Source organism: Antarctobacter sediminis (assembly GCF_019218285.1).
GTDB lineage: Bacteria > Pseudomonadota > Alphaproteobacteria > Rhodobacterales > Rhodobacteraceae > Antarctobacter > Antarctobacter sediminis.
In genome coordinates, this window is the sequence record NZ_JAHUZG010000002.1 from 626025 (window position 1) to 639512 (window position 13488).

Here is a 13488-nt window from a genome sequence, read left to right on the forward strand (position 1 = left end):
GCAGGTCGCGATCACTTCCGTCGCTGGTGTTCGTCCAGGCGGGGGAAAATCTCGACGAAATTGCAGGGGCGGTGCCGGTAATCCAGTTGAAGCGAGAGGATCTCGTCCCAGGCATCTTTGCAAGCCCCGGTGCTGCCCGGCAGCGCAAACAGGTAGGTGCCGCCCGCAACACCCCCGGTGGCACGGCTCTGCACCGCTGAGGTGCCGATTTTATTGAAGGAAACCATGGTAAAGACCGTCCCGAAAGCGTCGATTTCCTTTTCATAGACGTCGCGATGCGCTTCGACCGTCACGTCGCGCCCGGTCAGACCGGTGCCGCCGGTCGAAATCACCACATCCACGTTCGGGTCTGCGATCCAGCCGCGCAGGCAGTCGGCGATCTCGCCGCGCTCGTCCTTCACGATCTTGCGATCTGCCAGAATATGACCCGCATCGGCCAATCTTTGCACAAGCGTGTCGCCGGAACGGTCCTCTGCCAGCCCGCGGGTATCGGACACGGTCAGAATGGCGATTCGGACCGGAATGAATGCCTTGCTTTCGTCGATGCGGGACATGCGGAACTCCTGCGCTTGTAGATCACCGGCACTGTCGGCAGCCAACCGGTGAAGTCAAGCGCCGCTCAGGCCGCAAGACGCAGCGCCAGACCGCCAAAAAGCGTTGCACAGGCATAACGCAGGCCACGTTCGGTGCGCGACCCGCCGCGCAGATGCCGCCGCATGGCACCCGAAAACTGGCCCACCAGCCCGTTGATCACCACCCCTCCTGCGGACATCAACAGGCCATAGATCAGGAACTGCGGCAGGACCGGCAGCGCGGGATCGATGAACTGCGGCACAAAGGCCAGCACGAAAAGGATGAACTTGGGGTTGGTGATATTGACGACAAAGCCCTGCCGCATCGCCCTGGAAGGTGTCAGCGCCGGCGCGTCACTGCCCGCAATCGGCGTGCGCAGGGTTTTCCACGCGATCCACGCAAGATAGGCGGCCCCGCCCCAGCGGATCACGTCAAAGGCCCCCGGCAGCGCGGCCACCAATGCGCCCAATCCCAGCCCGGCCAACAGGACATGCACCATGCCGCCCAAAGCAACCCCGGTCGATGCCGCCCAGCCGCAGCGCGCCCCGCCCCGCAGCCCCTGCGCCAGGCAGAACATCATGTCCGGCCCCGGCGTCAGGTTCAGCGCAAGCCCCGCAGGCACGAAGGCCAGCAGCAAGATAGGATCTACGATCATGACAACCCTTTCAGTTTCGCCCGAAGCGACAACAGGTCGGCCCAGGTCTCGCGTTTCGCCTGCGGGTTCCGCAAAAGGTAGGCCGGGTGCAACATCGGCAGCGCCGGCCTGTCAGCGGCTTCGGTCCAGGTGCCGCGCAATCGCGTGATCCCCCGCCGCCCCAGCAACGCCTGAGCCGAGGTATTGCCCATGATGACCAGAAGATCGGGATCGGCCAGCGCGATATGGCGGTGCAGGAAAGGCATCAGCATGGCAATCTCGTCGGGCCTCGGATCGCGGTTCTGCGGTGGCCGCCAAGGCAGCACATTGGTGATATAGACAGACTCGGCTCGGCTCAGCCCGATGGCGGCCAGCATCTTGTCCAGCAACTGGCCGGCACGACCGACAAAAGGTTTGCCCTGCAAATCCTCGTCCCGCCCCGGCGCCTCGCCCACCAGCATCACCCGCGCCCCGGGCACACCATCCGCAAAAACAAGACTGCGCGCACCACGTTTCAAAGCACAATGTTCAAACTGCTCCAGCGCCCCGCGCAACCCATCCAGATCCGCAGCCCCCTTGGCCAGCATGCGTGCTTCGGCAACCGGATCCACCTCGGGTTCGGGCACGGGCGCTCCACCCGGCGCCGCCCCCGGCTTCTTCGCGCGCTCGGCATGGCGCGCCTTCAGTTCCGCCTCGGCGGCAAACCGGTCCACGGGCGCGTCGACGATCGCCTCGTCCACCCCCATTTCCATCTGCCATTCCAAAAGCGCCTTCGCGGCGTACCAGTCGAGTCCCTGATCCATGGCCATCATCTTACGCCCCGCCAGAGGGGAAGAAAATCGCCCCCGTTTCTTCTTGGTCCAAATACTCAAAAACGCGCCAAAGGCGCGACTCCGGAACACTTGCCCCGCAAGACCGCCCTACCTAAAAGGTCACAACGCCGCCAAGGGATCAAAATGCGCTTCGACCACCGCCACCTCCTGGGGATCGAACCCCTGCGCCCGGACGAGATCACAACGATCCTCGACCTTTCCGACCAATATGTCGATTTCAACCGCCGCCGTGACAAACACGCCAATGCGCTGGCAGGGTTGACGCAAATCAACATGTTCTTCGAAAACTCCACCCGCACGCAGGCCAGCTTCGAACTGGCGGGCAAACGTCTGGGCGCGGATGTGATGAACATGTCGATGCAGGCCAGTTCGATCAAGAAGGGCGAAACCCTGATCGACACGGCCATGACGCTGAACGCCATGCACCCTGATCTTCTGGTGGTGCGCCACCCGCATTCCGGGGCCGTCGACCTGCTGGCACAAAAGGTCAACTGCGCGGTGCTGAACGCGGGCGACGGGCGGCACGAACACCCGACTCAGGCCTTGCTGGACGCGCTGACGATCCGCCGCGCCAAGGGCCGCCTGCACCGGCTGTCGATCGCCATTTGCGGCGACATCGCGCACAGCCGCGTGGCACGGTCGAACCTGCTTCTGCTGCATAAGATGGAAAACCGCATCCGCCTTGTCGGCCCATCGACCTTGATGCCCTCCGGAATCGAGGCTTTTGGCGTCGAGGTCTTCGACGACATGCGCGAGGGTCTCAAGGACGTGGACGTGGTGATGATGCTGCGCCTTCAAAAGGAACGCATGGACGGCGGGTTCATCCCCTCGGAACGGGAATATTACCATCGTTACGGACTGGACGCCGAGAAACTCTCGCACGCCAAACCCGATGCGATTGTGATGCACCCCGGTCCGATGAACCGCGGTGTCGAAATCGACGGGACGCTGGCCGATGATATCAACCGTTCGGTGATTCAGGATCAGGTGGAAATGGGTGTTGCCGTGCGCATGGCCTCGATGGACCTTTTGGCGCGCAACCTCCGGGCGCGCCCGAAGGAGGTCATCGCGTGACACAGGTTCAGGTCAACGGATCGGATGGCGCGACGCTGCACCTTGTCCACCTCGACCTGCCGCCCGAGGCAGTCCAGCGGTTCACCCAGATGGCCGGCACCGGCGAATGGCCGCTGAAATATGCGCTTGGCGCAACCACGCTGCGCGAGAGTTTTGTCGACGTGGTCGCGCTCCGGGATCTGGGCGACATGCGCCTGTCGCAATATCTCTCGTCGGCCTATGACGTGCCGGCCCGCGCGCTTGGAGCGGATCGCGACCGCATCGACGCGCTGCAAGGCCATGTGATCGTTCTGCCGCCGCAGGCCTTTGGCGGCACGTCGCAGATGCTGACCATTGCGCCCCCGCTGAGGATGATTGGCAGTTATGGCGAGGCCCGCCCCACCGCGCGCGGGGCCAGCCCCACGTCCCGCGCCGCCAAGGGCCAGGTCGGATCGGCCAGCGCCGCCCCATCGGCCAGCGGCAATTCTCCCGTGCTGAAACTCATCCTCGCGGCGTTGGCCATTGTGCTGGCCGTCGTGCTTTGGCTGGCTCTGATATGACCGGCGCGACCGATCGACCCGCGGCAATCGCCCCGCCCGCAGGCTGGGACGGCCTGCTCGACCCCGGAGAACGTATCCTGTGGCAGGGCCGCCCCGGCACCGGCATCCGCATCGGCATCGGCGACGTCGTGTTGATGGTCTTTGGCACCTTCTTTGCGGGGTTCGCGCTGTTCTGGATGGTCATGGCGGCGGGGGCAGGCGGAATTTTCTGGCTGTTCGGGTCGCTGCATTTCATGGTCGGTCTCGGGATCATCACCTGGCCGCTGCTGGGCCGCCCCTTTCTGCGGCGAAACACGTGGTACACCCTGACCGACAAGCGCGGATTCATCGCAACCAACGTGCCCCTGCGCGGCAGGCAGTTGAAAAGCTATCCCATCACCGCCGAAAACCGTCTGACCTTCGAGGACAATACCCCAGGCTCGGTGATCTTTGCCTCGGAATGGCGGCGCGGCAAGAAAGGCAGCTACGAAACCTCCATCGGGTTTCATGACATCGACGACGCGCGCAAGGTTTATGCCCTGATGCGCAAGATCCAGCGGGGAGAGGCATGACGGAATTTGCCCCGGACCGGGCCACCTATATTCGCACCCACTGGATCATGGCCGCCGTGGCCATGGCGGCCGGCATGGCGATACTCTGGGCTGCGGGCAATCCGCATGTCTGGACCGGCGCCATCGGCGGGCTGGCTGCCGTGGCTCTGCGCGGCTGGTATCTGATGGGCGAGGAACTGGGCCACCGCTGGCATCTGACCGATACCGCGCTGAAAGGCCCGGCAGACCGCATCGTGCCGTTCGACCAGATCGCCAAGCTGCGCACCATTGGTGCCGCCGTTCAGGTCGTGACCAAAAGCGGCGACAAACATCTCATAAAATTCCAGGCCGACCCGAAGGCAACCATTGCCCGGATCGAGGCCGCCCGCCCACGAGGCCACGCATGACAAAGACCCTGATCCACAACGCCCGCCTGATCGACCCCGAAGCCGGAGTGATCACCCCCGGCGCCCTTCTGATCAAAGACGGAACCATCGCCGAGATCCTGCCGCAGGACGCAGATGTCGAAGGCCTGCTGAGCGGCCTCGGCCTTGCGCCCGAGCGGATCGACGCGGGCAATGCCTTTCTTGCGCCGGGCATCGTGGACATGGGCGTCAAGGTCGGCGAACCCGGCGAGCGGCACAAAGAAAGCTATGGCAGTGCCGGACAGGCGGCTGCGGCGGGCGGGGTGACCACCATGGTCACGCGCCCTGACACCCTGCCCTGTATCGACACGCCAGAGGCACTGGAATTCATCCGCCGCCGCGCGATCGAAGAGGCCCCTGTCAACGTGCTGCCCATGGCGGCCCTGACCAAGGGGTTCGAAGGCCGCGAGATGACCGAAATCGGGTTTCTCATGGACGCCGGGGCTGTTGCTTTTACCGATTGCAACAACGTGGTCAGCGACACAAAGGTTCTCAGCCGGGCCATGACCTATGCGCGATCTCTCAACGCGCTTATCGTCGGTCATCCACAGGATCCCGGCCTGTCCAAGGGCGCGGCCGCGACCTCGGGAAAATTTGCCAGCCTGCGCGGCCTGCCGTCGGTATCCCCCATGGCCGAACGGATGGGGCTGGATCGTGACATCGCCTTGGTCGAAATGACCGGCGTCCGCTATCATGCCGACAAGATCACCACCGCGCGCGCTTTGCCCGCGCTGGAGCGCGCCAAGAAAAACGGGTTCGACATCACGGCGGGGATCTCGATCCACCATCTGACCCTGAACGAAATGGACGTGGCGGATTATCGCACCTTCTTCAAGGTCACGCCGCCGCTGCGCTCTGAAGAGGACCGGCAGGCCGTTGTCGAAGCGGTCCGAACCGGGCTGATCGACATGATCGGCAGCTATCACACCCCGCAGGACGAAGAGAGCAAGCGCCTGCCTTTCGAAGAGGCCGCAAGCGGTGCTGTCGGGCTGGAGACCATGTTGCCGGTGTTGCTGCGCCTGTATCACGGCGGCGAGCTGGACTTGCCGACGCTGTTCCGTGCCTTGTCGTTGAATCCGGCGCGCCGACTGGGCCTGAACTGCGGACGGATCGCCAAGGACGCGCCCGCTGACCTTGTCCTGTTCGACGCCGACAAACCCATTGTGCTGGACCGGTTCCAGCTGCGGTCGAAATCCAAGAACACGCCGTTTGACGGGGGGCGCCTGCAAGGCCGCGTTTTGGGCACATGGGTTGGCGGCAAAAGGGTATTTTCGGCATGAGCGGCGGGCTGATCCTTTGGGCCGCTCTTGGCTATCTGCTGGGCTCCGTCCCCTTTGGCGTGCTGATTTCCAAGGCGATGGGGCTGGGCGACCTGCGCAAGATCGGTTCGGGCAACATCGGCGCGACCAACGTGCTGCGTACCGGCAACAAGGGGGCCGCGCTGGCGACCCTGCTGCTGGACGGTGGCAAGGGCGCGGCGGCGGTGCTGATCGCACGTGCCTTCGAGGCCGACGGCTTTGCCGTGCAGGCCGCAGGTGTTGCGGCCTTTTTCGGACATTGCTTCCCGGTCTGGCTGGGCTTCAAGGGCGGCAAGGGCGTGGCGACTTTCCTGGGCCTGATGCTGGCACTGGCCTGGCCCGTGGGTCTGTTGTGCTGTGCCAGTTGGCTGGCGGGTGCCTTCCTTTCGCGGATTTCCTCGGTCGGGGCGCTGGTGGCGTCTGCCTCGGCTCCGGTTTGGCTGCTGTTGACCGGGCGCACCGAAATGATCGTCAGTGCGATCCTTTTGGCGGTGCTGGTCTGGTGGCGCCATTCGGCCAATATTGCCCGCCTGCGCGCGGGCACCGAACCGAAGATCGGCAAAAAGTAACCCGCCGTGCGGGTTATGACGTCGGCAATTGACTGGCCAGCGCGGCAGTGACCGCCTTGGGATGAGAGGTCAGCACCATGTGACCGGCCCCGCCCACAACCGTTTCAGATGCCTGTGGCAGGCGCGCCATCAGGCCACGATGCACCTCGGGGATGATCGGAACGGTTTGCGCACCGCGCAGCAAGGTCACAGGAAAGCTCAGCCGTTCCAAACCGCCCGGGGCCAGCATTCCGGCAGCATCCTGCCACAGCGACGGCTCTGTCGCCCGGACAAAGGGCATCTGCACGGCCATCGCCTTTTGCACCTTTTCCGGGAAGCTGTCCCAAGGCACCCCGCCGCCCCAAAGGCGGTTGAAACCCCTTGCCGCCTCCAGCAAGTTGCCCGCATCGACCTGCTCATACAGCGCGTCTTCGGCGGCCTTATGCTCGCGCTTCAGCACGCTGTCCGCGGCGGCCGCAAAGAAAACCGGTTCGATCAGCAGAAGCGAGGCAATCTTTTCGGGTGCCTCAAGCGCAAGGCGCAGCGCAAGCGTTGCGCCGAAACTGTGGCCGGCAAGATGAACACCGGGGCCCAGATGCGAACGAACGGCGGCGGTGGCCACATCATGCACGTCTTCGCCATCGGGAAAGGCCGGGCTGCGGCCATGGCCGGGCAAATCAGGGGCGCGCAGCGTGCATTGGCTTTCCAGGGGCTGCGCGGCGCTTTTCCACATGCCGCCCTGCCCCAGACCACAATGCAGCGCCACAACCTCTGCCGCCCCCTGCCCCAAGGTGCGCCAGTGCAGCTCCATCCCGGAACCGCCGTCACGCATTACAGCTGTCCCGCGAGATGGGCATCCAGATCGTCCAGCCGATCATTGCCCCAAAAGACGGCGCCATCGTCCACCACATAGGTCGGCGCGCCAAAAACACCTTTCTCGATCGCGTCCTCAAGGTTGGCCGGATAGGTTTCCGCCCCCGCCAGAAGGCCCGTGTCAGCAAGCGCGGGATCGAACCCGGCCTCGGACAGACATGTCTTGATCACCGCGTCATGGGCAATGTCCTTTTCCCCGGCCCAGCAGGCCGCAAGGATCGAATGCACCAGCTTGCCCAGATCGCCGCCGCCCGCCTTTTGCGCCGCGATGATCGCATAGGACGACGGCGCCGGGTTGGTCGGGAAATGCGCCGGTTTCGGGTTCACCGGCAGACCGGTCTTTTTCGAGGTCCGCGCGATTTCCTGCAAGCGATAGGCTTGACGGCTGGGGTGACGCTGCGGCAAGGGCGTGCCGCCGGTCCGGGCAAACAGAGCCTGAATATCCAGTGGCTTGTAGGCAATGGTCGCCCCATGTTTCGCGGCAATCTCTTCCAGCCGTGTGCCCGCAAAATAGGTAAAGGGCGAAATCGTGGAGAAGAAGTAATCGATGTGAGCCATGGTGTCGCCTCCGGGGTCCTTTGCTGGCGCAGACCGTAGGCGCATGCTAACGGGACCGCAACATCGTCACGAATCCGTCATGCTCCGAGGACGCCTCCCATGCCCACCGTCATCGAACCCAAACTGATCGCCGGCAACGCCAATAAACCTTTGGCCGAAGCCATTGCCCGCCGCATGTCGCTGTACCGCGGCATGAGCGTTGGCCTTGTCGATGCAAGGGTCGAGCGTTTCAACGATCAGGAAATCTTTGTCGAAGTGTTCGAGAACGTGCGCGGCGAGGACATGTTCCTGCTGCAAAGCACCTCGAACCCGGCGAACGACAACCTGATGGAACTGCTGATCATGGCCGACGCGCTGCGCCGGTCGTCGGCGGCGCGGATTACCGCCGTGATCCCCTATTTCGGCTATGCCCGGCAAGACCGCCGCACCAAGGCGCGTACACCGATCACCGCCAAGCTGGTCGCCAACATGATCGCCGAGGCCGGGATCGAGCGGGTCCTGACAATGGATCTGCACGCCGCCCAGATTCAGGGGTTCTTCGACATCCCCGTGGACAACCTCTATGCCAGCCCGATCTTCGCGCTGGACATCATGAAACAGTTCGACACGCTTGAGGACGTGATGGTGATCTCGCCCGACGTCGGCGGCGTGGCCCGTGCCCGGGAACTGGCCAAACGGATCAATGCGCCTTTGTCGATCGTTGACAAGCGCCGCGAAAAACCGGGCGAAGTCGCAGAGATGACCGTGATCGGGAATGTCGAAGGCAAGCGCTGCATCATCGTTGACGACATGTGTGACACTGCCGGAACGCTCTGCAAGGCGGCCGAAGTCCTGATGGAACACGGTGCGACCGAAGTCCACGCCTACATCAGCCACGGCGTCATGTCTGGTCCGGCAGTGGAGCGGGTCACAAAATCGGTGATGAAGTCTCTGGTGCTTACGGATTCGATTCAGCCCACCGGTCCGGTTGCCGATGCGCCCAATATCCGCATCCTGCCCACGGCTCCGATGTTTGCCCAGGCGATCCTGAACATCTGGAACGGAACCTCGGTCTCGTCGTTGTTCGAGACCGATACACTGGGCCCGATCTACGAAGGCATCCTGTAACTCTTGCGAATGAACAGGCCCTGATCCGCCGTCACCCGGCGGGTGGGGCCAAAGCCCGAGACGCCCCCTTGGGGGATCAATAAAGATCCCAGTCGTCCTCGCTCTTGATCTCGCCAATGGCGAGCCAGTTCATCCGGACGCGGGCAACCTTGGTATCGGCCCAGGTTCGAAAGACTAGATCGAACCCCTCACGCGTGATGTCTTCGGCACTGACATCGGCCCGCACATTGGCCCTTTGGTCGATGTCCCAGAGGGACAGGGCCACCTGAACCGAAGGAGGCGCGCGAAACGGCTCGGAAAAGCGGACGGCTTTGCGACGTTCGCGCGACCCGTCGCCCGTCCACATAGAGCCACCGGTGGCGAATTCGGAAAACACTTCTTCGTCGCCCTGATCGATCCCGATCCGGCTGCCCGTCAGTTTCTTCATGGCCTGCCTCGTGTCATCGCACAGGCAATAATTGTCCAATCGGGCGAAATTGTGAACCGTGCTTGACTGCCGCGATCACAGCGGGCCGGTTGTGCCGGTCAGATTCAGGACGCCCACGGCATCCAGCCCGCCAAGCACTGCATCCACCGCGACCGTGGCAAGGATGATCCCCATCACCCGCGAGATCACCGAGGCCCCTGAGTTGCCAAGCACCCGCTTGAGCAGCGTCCCCAGCAACAACAGGCACAAGGTCAAAACCAGAACCAGCGTCAGCAATCCGGCCGTCATGATCTGGTCCGGGATCGAATTCTGGTGATTGTCCGTCAGGACCACAACCGCCAGCATCGCGCCGGGCGAGGCGATGCTGGGCATGGCCAATGGAAAGATCGCCCCGGAGAGATCGCTGCGTTCCGCCTCTTCGATTTCCCGTTCGGCCTTGGATTCCCCAAAGATCATCGTCAGCGCAAAAAGGAACAGGACAATGCCCCCTGCGATCTGGAACGAGCCAAAGCGCAAGCCGACCCCTTCGAGCAGGATCTGCCCCAGTACAAGAAAGCCCATCAACACGATCCACGCCACAAAGACGGCGCGCAGGGCAAAACGCCAATGCAGCGCCGCAGGCACGGTGGCCGTCGCGAAATAAAACACCGGCAAGGTGCCGATCGGATCGATCACCACCAAGAGCGTAATGAATTCGCGCAACAGCGCGCTTGTGTCAAAGATCATGGCTCAGCTTCTTCCAAGCGGTCCGCCGGGCCGGCGGGACGGTCGTTGGCCTCCTGTCAGAACAGGTGCCGCAGTTCAAGGTGATGCGCGGGAAACCGCGCCCGGGCAAGGTCAGACCGGCCCCGGCGCCGGTTTTCCCGGCCGCAATGGCCAGAAAACAACCGCACTAAGCAAGAGCAGCACGGCAGTCATCAAGAAAGGCGCGCCGGGCAGGTAGATAGCCGCCTCCGGGGATGCGAACGTCTTGAACATCGGGGTGACGATCAGCGGAGCGGTGATCGCGGCAATGGCGCTCATGCTGGCGATGACGCCTTGCAGCAAACCTTGCCTGTCCTCTTCAACAAGGTTCGAGGCAATACCGGTGGCATTGGGCGGAGCCATGTCCGAAAGACATGCAAACGGCAGGAACACCCACAAGAGCCACGCCGATGAGATGAATCCATAGGCGACTGAGGCGATGACGCCACCGGCAACCGCAAGCATCAGGGTCGGCCATTCCCCGAAACGCGGGATCATGATCCGCATCAGCCCCCCTTGGGTGATGACCACTCCAACACCATAGGCCGCAAGCGACAAACCGATCAGCGCCGAGGACCAGCCAAAAGCCTCGCGCGTCCAGAAGGCCCAAAGCACCGGGTAGACCATATTGGCAAACTCGAACAGGAACAGCCCGATCAGCGGCAGCCCCAGGCCCGGCAGGCGCGCCGCCTTGAGGATCGCGCCGAAAGGGTTCAGATCCTGTCGGTCAAATCGTCGGCGTTTTTCGACCGGCAGGCTTTCGGGCAGGACTGCAAGGCCGAACAAAAAGTTGACCGCCGCCAGAACCGCCGCCGCCCAGAAGGGCGCGGTCACATGAACCCCGGCCAGCAGGCCGCCCATGGCCGGGCCAATAATGAAACCAACCCCGAATGTGGCCCCGATCAGGCCAAAATTCGCGGCGCGGTCCTTGGGCGCGGAAATATCGGCAAGATAGGCCGTTGCGGTGATATAGGTCGCCCCCGCGATGCCCGCCAGCAACCGCCCGACCAGCAGGACCCAGAGGCTGCCGGCCAAGGCCATGATGACATAGTCGACCGCCAAGGCCGCAAGGGTGAACAAGAGCACGGGCTTGCGCCCCAGAGCGTCGGAAATGCCCCCCATCGCAGGCGAAAACAGGAATTGCGCACCGGCATAGCCAGCCATCAGGACACCGCCCCAGAACGCTCCGGTCGCGGTGTCCCCTGCCCCGACACGTTCCATCAGATCGGGCATGATCGGAAAGATCAGTCCGATCCCGATGGCATCCAGCAGAATGGTGGCAAGAATGAACCAGACAGCGCCGCGTTTCTTGTCCATAGAGGCAATCCCGATACCGCCCGGCGGCGGCCAAACAAACAAAATGAAAGGCCCCGCCGGATGGCGGGGCCTTGTCAGGATAGTCTGTCAGACGCCTCAGAGCGAGGGCTGTTTCGGGTCCAGCCCGATATGGGTGCCGACGGCAACCATGTCTTGCAGCATCTTGACCGCGTCATCCACCAAGCCAGGATGCTCGGCGGTTTCCTTGGTCTGCTGGTAGACGCGGTGTGCCTCGTCGACCAGGGCCTCGTAGGTGGCCTGATCCATGTCCGCACGCGGCAGTGCCTTTTCCGCCAGAACCGACAGGCTCTCGCCGATTTCGGCAAAGCCGCCGGTGACGACGAACTGTTCGGTGCCCTTTTCGGTTTCAACCGTCAGGATACCGGGACGCAGCGTGGTGATCAGCGGCGAATGGTTCGGCATGGCGGTCAGGTCGCCATCCGCGCCGGGGATCTGAACCGAGGTCACCTCGGCCGACATCAGACGGCGCTCGGGCGACACGAGGTCGAATTGCATCGTTTCTGCCATGTTGTCCTCCGTTCAGGCCGGGGGCGCGGCAGGCGCCCCCATGCGGTGGATTGGATCAGGCAGCCTCGGCGGCCAGTTTCTCGGCTTTGGCGATCACCTCGTCGATGCCGCCAACCATGTAGAAGGCTGCTTCGGGCAGGTGGTCGTATTCACCGGCGACAACCGCCTTGAACGACGTGATGGTGTCTTCCAGCGGAACCTGAACACCGTCCGAACCGGTAAAGACCTTGGCCACGTCGAACGGTTGCGACAGGAAGCGCTGGATCTTGCGGGCACGGGCCACGGTCAGCTTGTCCTCTTCGGACAGTTCGTCCATCCCGAGGATGGCGATGATGTCCTGGAGCGACTTGTAACGCTGCAGGATACCCTGAACGTCACGTGCCACCTGGTAGTGCTCTTCGCCCACGATCTGCGGGTCCATCAGGCGCGAGTTCGAGTCGAGCGGGTCCACGGCGGGGTAGATGCCGAGTTCCGAGATCGCACGGTTGAGAACCGTGGTCGCGTCGAGGTGCGCAAAGGTGGTTGCAGGTGCGGGGTCGGTAAGGTCGTCCGCGGGAACGTAGACGGCCTGGATCGAGGTGATCGAGCCGGTCTTGGTCGAGGTGATGCGTTCCTGCATGGCGCCCATGTCGGTGGCCAGCGTCGGCTGGTAGCCCACCGCCGAGGGGATACGGCCGAGCAGAGCCGACACCTCGGAGCCCGCCTGTGTGAAGCGGAAAATGTTGTCCACGAAGAACAGAACGTCGGTGCCCGACTGGTCACGGAACTGTTCGGCCAGGGTCAGGCCGGTCAGGGCAACACGGGCACGCGCACCCGGAGGCTCGTTCATCTGGCCGTAGACCAGGGCCACCTGCGACTCTTCCAGGTTATCGGGCTTGATAACGTTGGATTCGATCATCTCGTGGTAAAGGTCGTTGCCTTCACGGGTCCGTTCACCAACACCGGCGAACACGGAGAAGCCCGAGTGCACCTTTGCGATGTTGTTGATCAGTTCCATGATGAGAACGGTCTTGCCCACGCCGGCACCGCCGAAGAGGCCGATCTTGCCGCCCTTCGAGTAAGGGGCCAGCAGGTCGATGACCTTGATGCCGGTCACGAGGATTTCCGACTCGGTCGACTGCTCGCTGAACTCGGGCGCGGGCTGGTGGATCGCGCGGTATTCATCCGCGTTCACCGGTGCGCCTTCGTCCACCGGCTCGCCGATGACGTTCAGGATACGGCCGAGGGTCGCGTTGCCGACCGGCACCGAGATCGGGGCGCCGGTGTCTTCGACTGCCTGGCCGCGGACCAGACCTTCGGTCGCGTCCATCGCGATGGTACGGACGGTGTTTTCGCCGAGGTGCTGAGCCACTTCCAGAACCAGGCGCTTGCCGTTGTTGTCGGTGTTCAGGGCGTTCAGAATTGCCGGCAGGTGGTCGTCGAACTGAACGTCGACCACGGCGCCAATCACCTGGGTGATCTTGCCTTGTGCGTTTGCCAT

The 13488-nt window shown here is 63.3% G+C and carries 17 protein-coding genes; 7 read left to right on the forward strand and 10 right to left on the reverse strand.

Annotation, left to right across the window (positions count from 1 at the left end; all coding sequences use genetic code 11):
• Positions 1-11: 11 nt before the first annotated feature.
• The 3 genes from moaB to KJP30_RS10950 all read right to left on the reverse strand — a co-directional run bounded on the left by moaB (position 12) and on the right by KJP30_RS10950 (position 2010).
• The gene (gene moaB / locus KJP30_RS10940) at positions 12-554 is read right to left on the reverse strand and encodes a molybdenum cofactor biosynthesis protein B (RefSeq protein WP_218449164.1); all 543 of its coding nucleotides are present in this window, start codon (positions 552-554) and stop codon (positions 12-14) included.
• Between the two features lie 65 nt (positions 555-619).
• A complete protein-coding gene (locus KJP30_RS10945) occupies positions 620-1228 on the reverse strand; it encodes a LysE family translocator (protein ID WP_218449165.1) in 609 nt (202 codons plus the stop codon).
• Positions 1225-2010 (reverse strand): uracil-DNA glycosylase, encoded by a 786-nt coding sequence (locus KJP30_RS10950; protein ID WP_218449166.1) that lies wholly within the window; start codon positions 2008-2010, stop codon positions 1225-1227. The genes KJP30_RS10945 and KJP30_RS10950 overlap by 4 nt, the downstream gene beginning before the upstream one ends.
• A gap of 153 nt (positions 2011-2163) precedes the next feature.
• Between KJP30_RS10950 and KJP30_RS10955 the strand changes: the two genes are divergently transcribed.
• The 6 genes from KJP30_RS10955 to plsY are packed head-to-tail and all read left to right on the forward strand — an operon-like array spanning position 2164 to position 6475.
• Positions 2164-3114 (forward strand): aspartate carbamoyltransferase catalytic subunit, encoded by a 951-nt coding sequence (locus KJP30_RS10955; protein ID WP_218449167.1) that lies wholly within the window; start codon positions 2164-2166, stop codon positions 3112-3114.
• Entirely contained in the window at positions 3111-3653 is a 543-nt protein-coding gene (locus KJP30_RS10960; RefSeq protein ID WP_218449168.1) for an aspartate carbamoyltransferase catalytic subunit, read from the forward strand. The genes KJP30_RS10955 and KJP30_RS10960 overlap by 4 nt, the downstream gene beginning before the upstream one ends.
• Positions 3650-4204: an aspartate carbamoyltransferase catalytic subunit gene (locus KJP30_RS10965; protein WP_246594468.1), complete on the forward strand. Its 555-nt coding sequence runs from the start codon at positions 3650-3652 to the stop codon at positions 4202-4204. Before KJP30_RS10960 ends, KJP30_RS10965 begins: the two co-directional genes overlap by 4 nt.
• Positions 4201-4590: a hypothetical protein gene (locus KJP30_RS10970; protein WP_218449169.1), complete on the forward strand. Its 390-nt coding sequence runs from the start codon at positions 4201-4203 to the stop codon at positions 4588-4590. The genes KJP30_RS10965 and KJP30_RS10970 overlap by 4 nt, the downstream gene beginning before the upstream one ends.
• Positions 4587-5888: a dihydroorotase gene (gene pyrC, locus KJP30_RS10975; RefSeq protein ID WP_218449170.1), complete on the forward strand. Its 1302-nt coding sequence runs from the start codon at positions 4587-4589 to the stop codon at positions 5886-5888. Before KJP30_RS10970 ends, pyrC begins: the two co-directional genes overlap by 4 nt.
• Complete coding sequence (gene plsY / locus KJP30_RS10980; protein ID WP_218449171.1) at positions 5885-6475, forward strand: glycerol-3-phosphate 1-O-acyltransferase PlsY; 591 nt, start codon at positions 5885-5887, stop codon at positions 6473-6475. Before pyrC ends, plsY begins: the two co-directional genes overlap by 4 nt.
• Positions 6476-6488: 13 nt before the next feature.
• Here plsY and KJP30_RS10985 read toward each other — a convergent pair whose 3' ends face one another.
• Together KJP30_RS10985 and KJP30_RS10990 are read right to left on the reverse strand one after the other, a co-directional pair.
• The gene (locus tag KJP30_RS10985; protein WP_218449172.1) at positions 6489-7286 is read right to left on the reverse strand and encodes an alpha/beta fold hydrolase; all 798 of its coding nucleotides are present in this window, start codon (positions 7284-7286) and stop codon (positions 6489-6491) included.
• Positions 7286-7885: a 2-hydroxychromene-2-carboxylate isomerase gene (locus tag KJP30_RS10990; RefSeq protein ID WP_218449173.1), complete on the reverse strand. Its 600-nt coding sequence runs from the start codon at positions 7883-7885 to the stop codon at positions 7286-7288. Before KJP30_RS10990 ends, KJP30_RS10985 begins: the two co-directional genes overlap by 1 nt.
• A 99-nt stretch (positions 7886-7984) precedes the next feature.
• Between KJP30_RS10990 and KJP30_RS10995 the strand changes: the two genes are divergently transcribed.
• The gene (locus tag KJP30_RS10995) at positions 7985-8992 is read left to right on the forward strand and encodes a ribose-phosphate pyrophosphokinase (RefSeq protein WP_218449174.1); all 1008 of its coding nucleotides are present in this window, start codon (positions 7985-7987) and stop codon (positions 8990-8992) included.
• Positions 8993-9068: 76 nt separating this feature from the next.
• Here KJP30_RS10995 and KJP30_RS11000 read toward each other — a convergent pair whose 3' ends face one another.
• From KJP30_RS11000 to atpD, 5 genes are all read right to left on the reverse strand, one after another.
• Complete coding sequence (locus KJP30_RS11000) at positions 9069-9419, reverse strand: H-type lectin domain-containing protein (RefSeq protein ID WP_218449175.1); 351 nt, start codon at positions 9417-9419, stop codon at positions 9069-9071.
• A gap of 75 nt (positions 9420-9494) precedes the next feature.
• Positions 9495-10145, reverse strand: a complete 651-nt coding sequence (locus KJP30_RS11005) for a MarC family protein (RefSeq protein ID WP_218449176.1) — start codon at positions 10143-10145, stop codon at positions 9495-9497.
• Positions 10146-10256: 111 nt separating this feature from the next.
• Positions 10257-11480, reverse strand: a complete 1224-nt coding sequence (locus tag KJP30_RS11010; protein ID WP_218449177.1) for a TCR/Tet family MFS transporter — start codon at positions 11478-11480, stop codon at positions 10257-10259.
• Positions 11481-11576: 96 nt separating this feature from the next.
• Complete coding sequence (locus KJP30_RS11015) at positions 11577-12008, reverse strand: F0F1 ATP synthase subunit epsilon (protein ID WP_218449178.1); 432 nt, start codon at positions 12006-12008, stop codon at positions 11577-11579.
• 55 nt (positions 12009-12063) lie between these two features.
• Complete coding sequence (atpD, locus tag KJP30_RS11020) at positions 12064-13488, reverse strand: F0F1 ATP synthase subunit beta (protein WP_218449179.1); 1425 nt, start codon at positions 13486-13488, stop codon at positions 12064-12066.

Excerpts from the sequence above, each read along its gene's own strand:
- moaB (WP_218449164.1), bottom strand. The coding sequence starts at position 554 with ATGTCCCGCATCGACGAAAGCAAGGCATTCATTCCGGTCCGAATCGCC.
- KJP30_RS10945 (WP_218449165.1), bottom strand. The coding sequence starts at position 1,228 with ATGATCGTAGATCCTATCTTGCTGCTGGCCTTCGTGCCTGCGGGGCTT.
- KJP30_RS10950 (WP_218449166.1), bottom strand. The coding sequence starts at position 2,010 with ATGGATCAGGGACTCGACTGGTACGCCGCGAAGGCGCTTTTGGAATGG.
- KJP30_RS10955 (WP_218449167.1), top strand. The coding sequence starts at position 2,164 with ATGCGCTTCGACCACCGCCACCTCCTGGGGATCGAACCCCTGCGCCCG.
- KJP30_RS10965 (WP_246594468.1), top strand. The coding sequence starts at position 3,650 with ATGACCGGCGCGACCGATCGACCCGCGGCAATCGCCCCGCCCGCAGGC.
- KJP30_RS10970 (WP_218449169.1), top strand. The coding sequence starts at position 4,201 with ATGACGGAATTTGCCCCGGACCGGGCCACCTATATTCGCACCCACTGG.
- pyrC (WP_218449170.1), top strand. The coding sequence starts at position 4,587 with ATGACAAAGACCCTGATCCACAACGCCCGCCTGATCGACCCCGAAGCC.
- plsY (WP_218449171.1), top strand. The coding sequence starts at position 5,885 with ATGAGCGGCGGGCTGATCCTTTGGGCCGCTCTTGGCTATCTGCTGGGC.
- KJP30_RS10985 (WP_218449172.1), bottom strand. The coding sequence starts at position 7,286 with ATGCGTGACGGCGGTTCCGGGATGGAGCTGCACTGGCGCACCTTGGGG.
- KJP30_RS10990 (WP_218449173.1), bottom strand. The coding sequence starts at position 7,885 with ATGGCTCACATCGATTACTTCTTCTCCACGATTTCGCCCTTTACCTAT.
- KJP30_RS10995 (WP_218449174.1), top strand. The coding sequence starts at position 7,985 with ATGCCCACCGTCATCGAACCCAAACTGATCGCCGGCAACGCCAATAAA.
- KJP30_RS11000 (WP_218449175.1), bottom strand. The coding sequence starts at position 9,419 with ATGAAGAAACTGACGGGCAGCCGGATCGGGATCGATCAGGGCGACGAA.
- KJP30_RS11005 (WP_218449176.1), bottom strand. The coding sequence starts at position 10,145 with ATGATCTTTGACACAAGCGCGCTGTTGCGCGAATTCATTACGCTCTTG.
- KJP30_RS11010 (WP_218449177.1), bottom strand. The coding sequence starts at position 11,480 with ATGGACAAGAAACGCGGCGCTGTCTGGTTCATTCTTGCCACCATTCTG.
- KJP30_RS11015 (WP_218449178.1), bottom strand. The coding sequence starts at position 12,008 with ATGGCAGAAACGATGCAATTCGACCTCGTGTCGCCCGAGCGCCGTCTG.
- atpD (WP_218449179.1), bottom strand. The coding sequence starts at position 13,488 with ATGGCAAACGCACAAGGCAAGATCACCCAGGTGATTGGCGCCGTGGTC.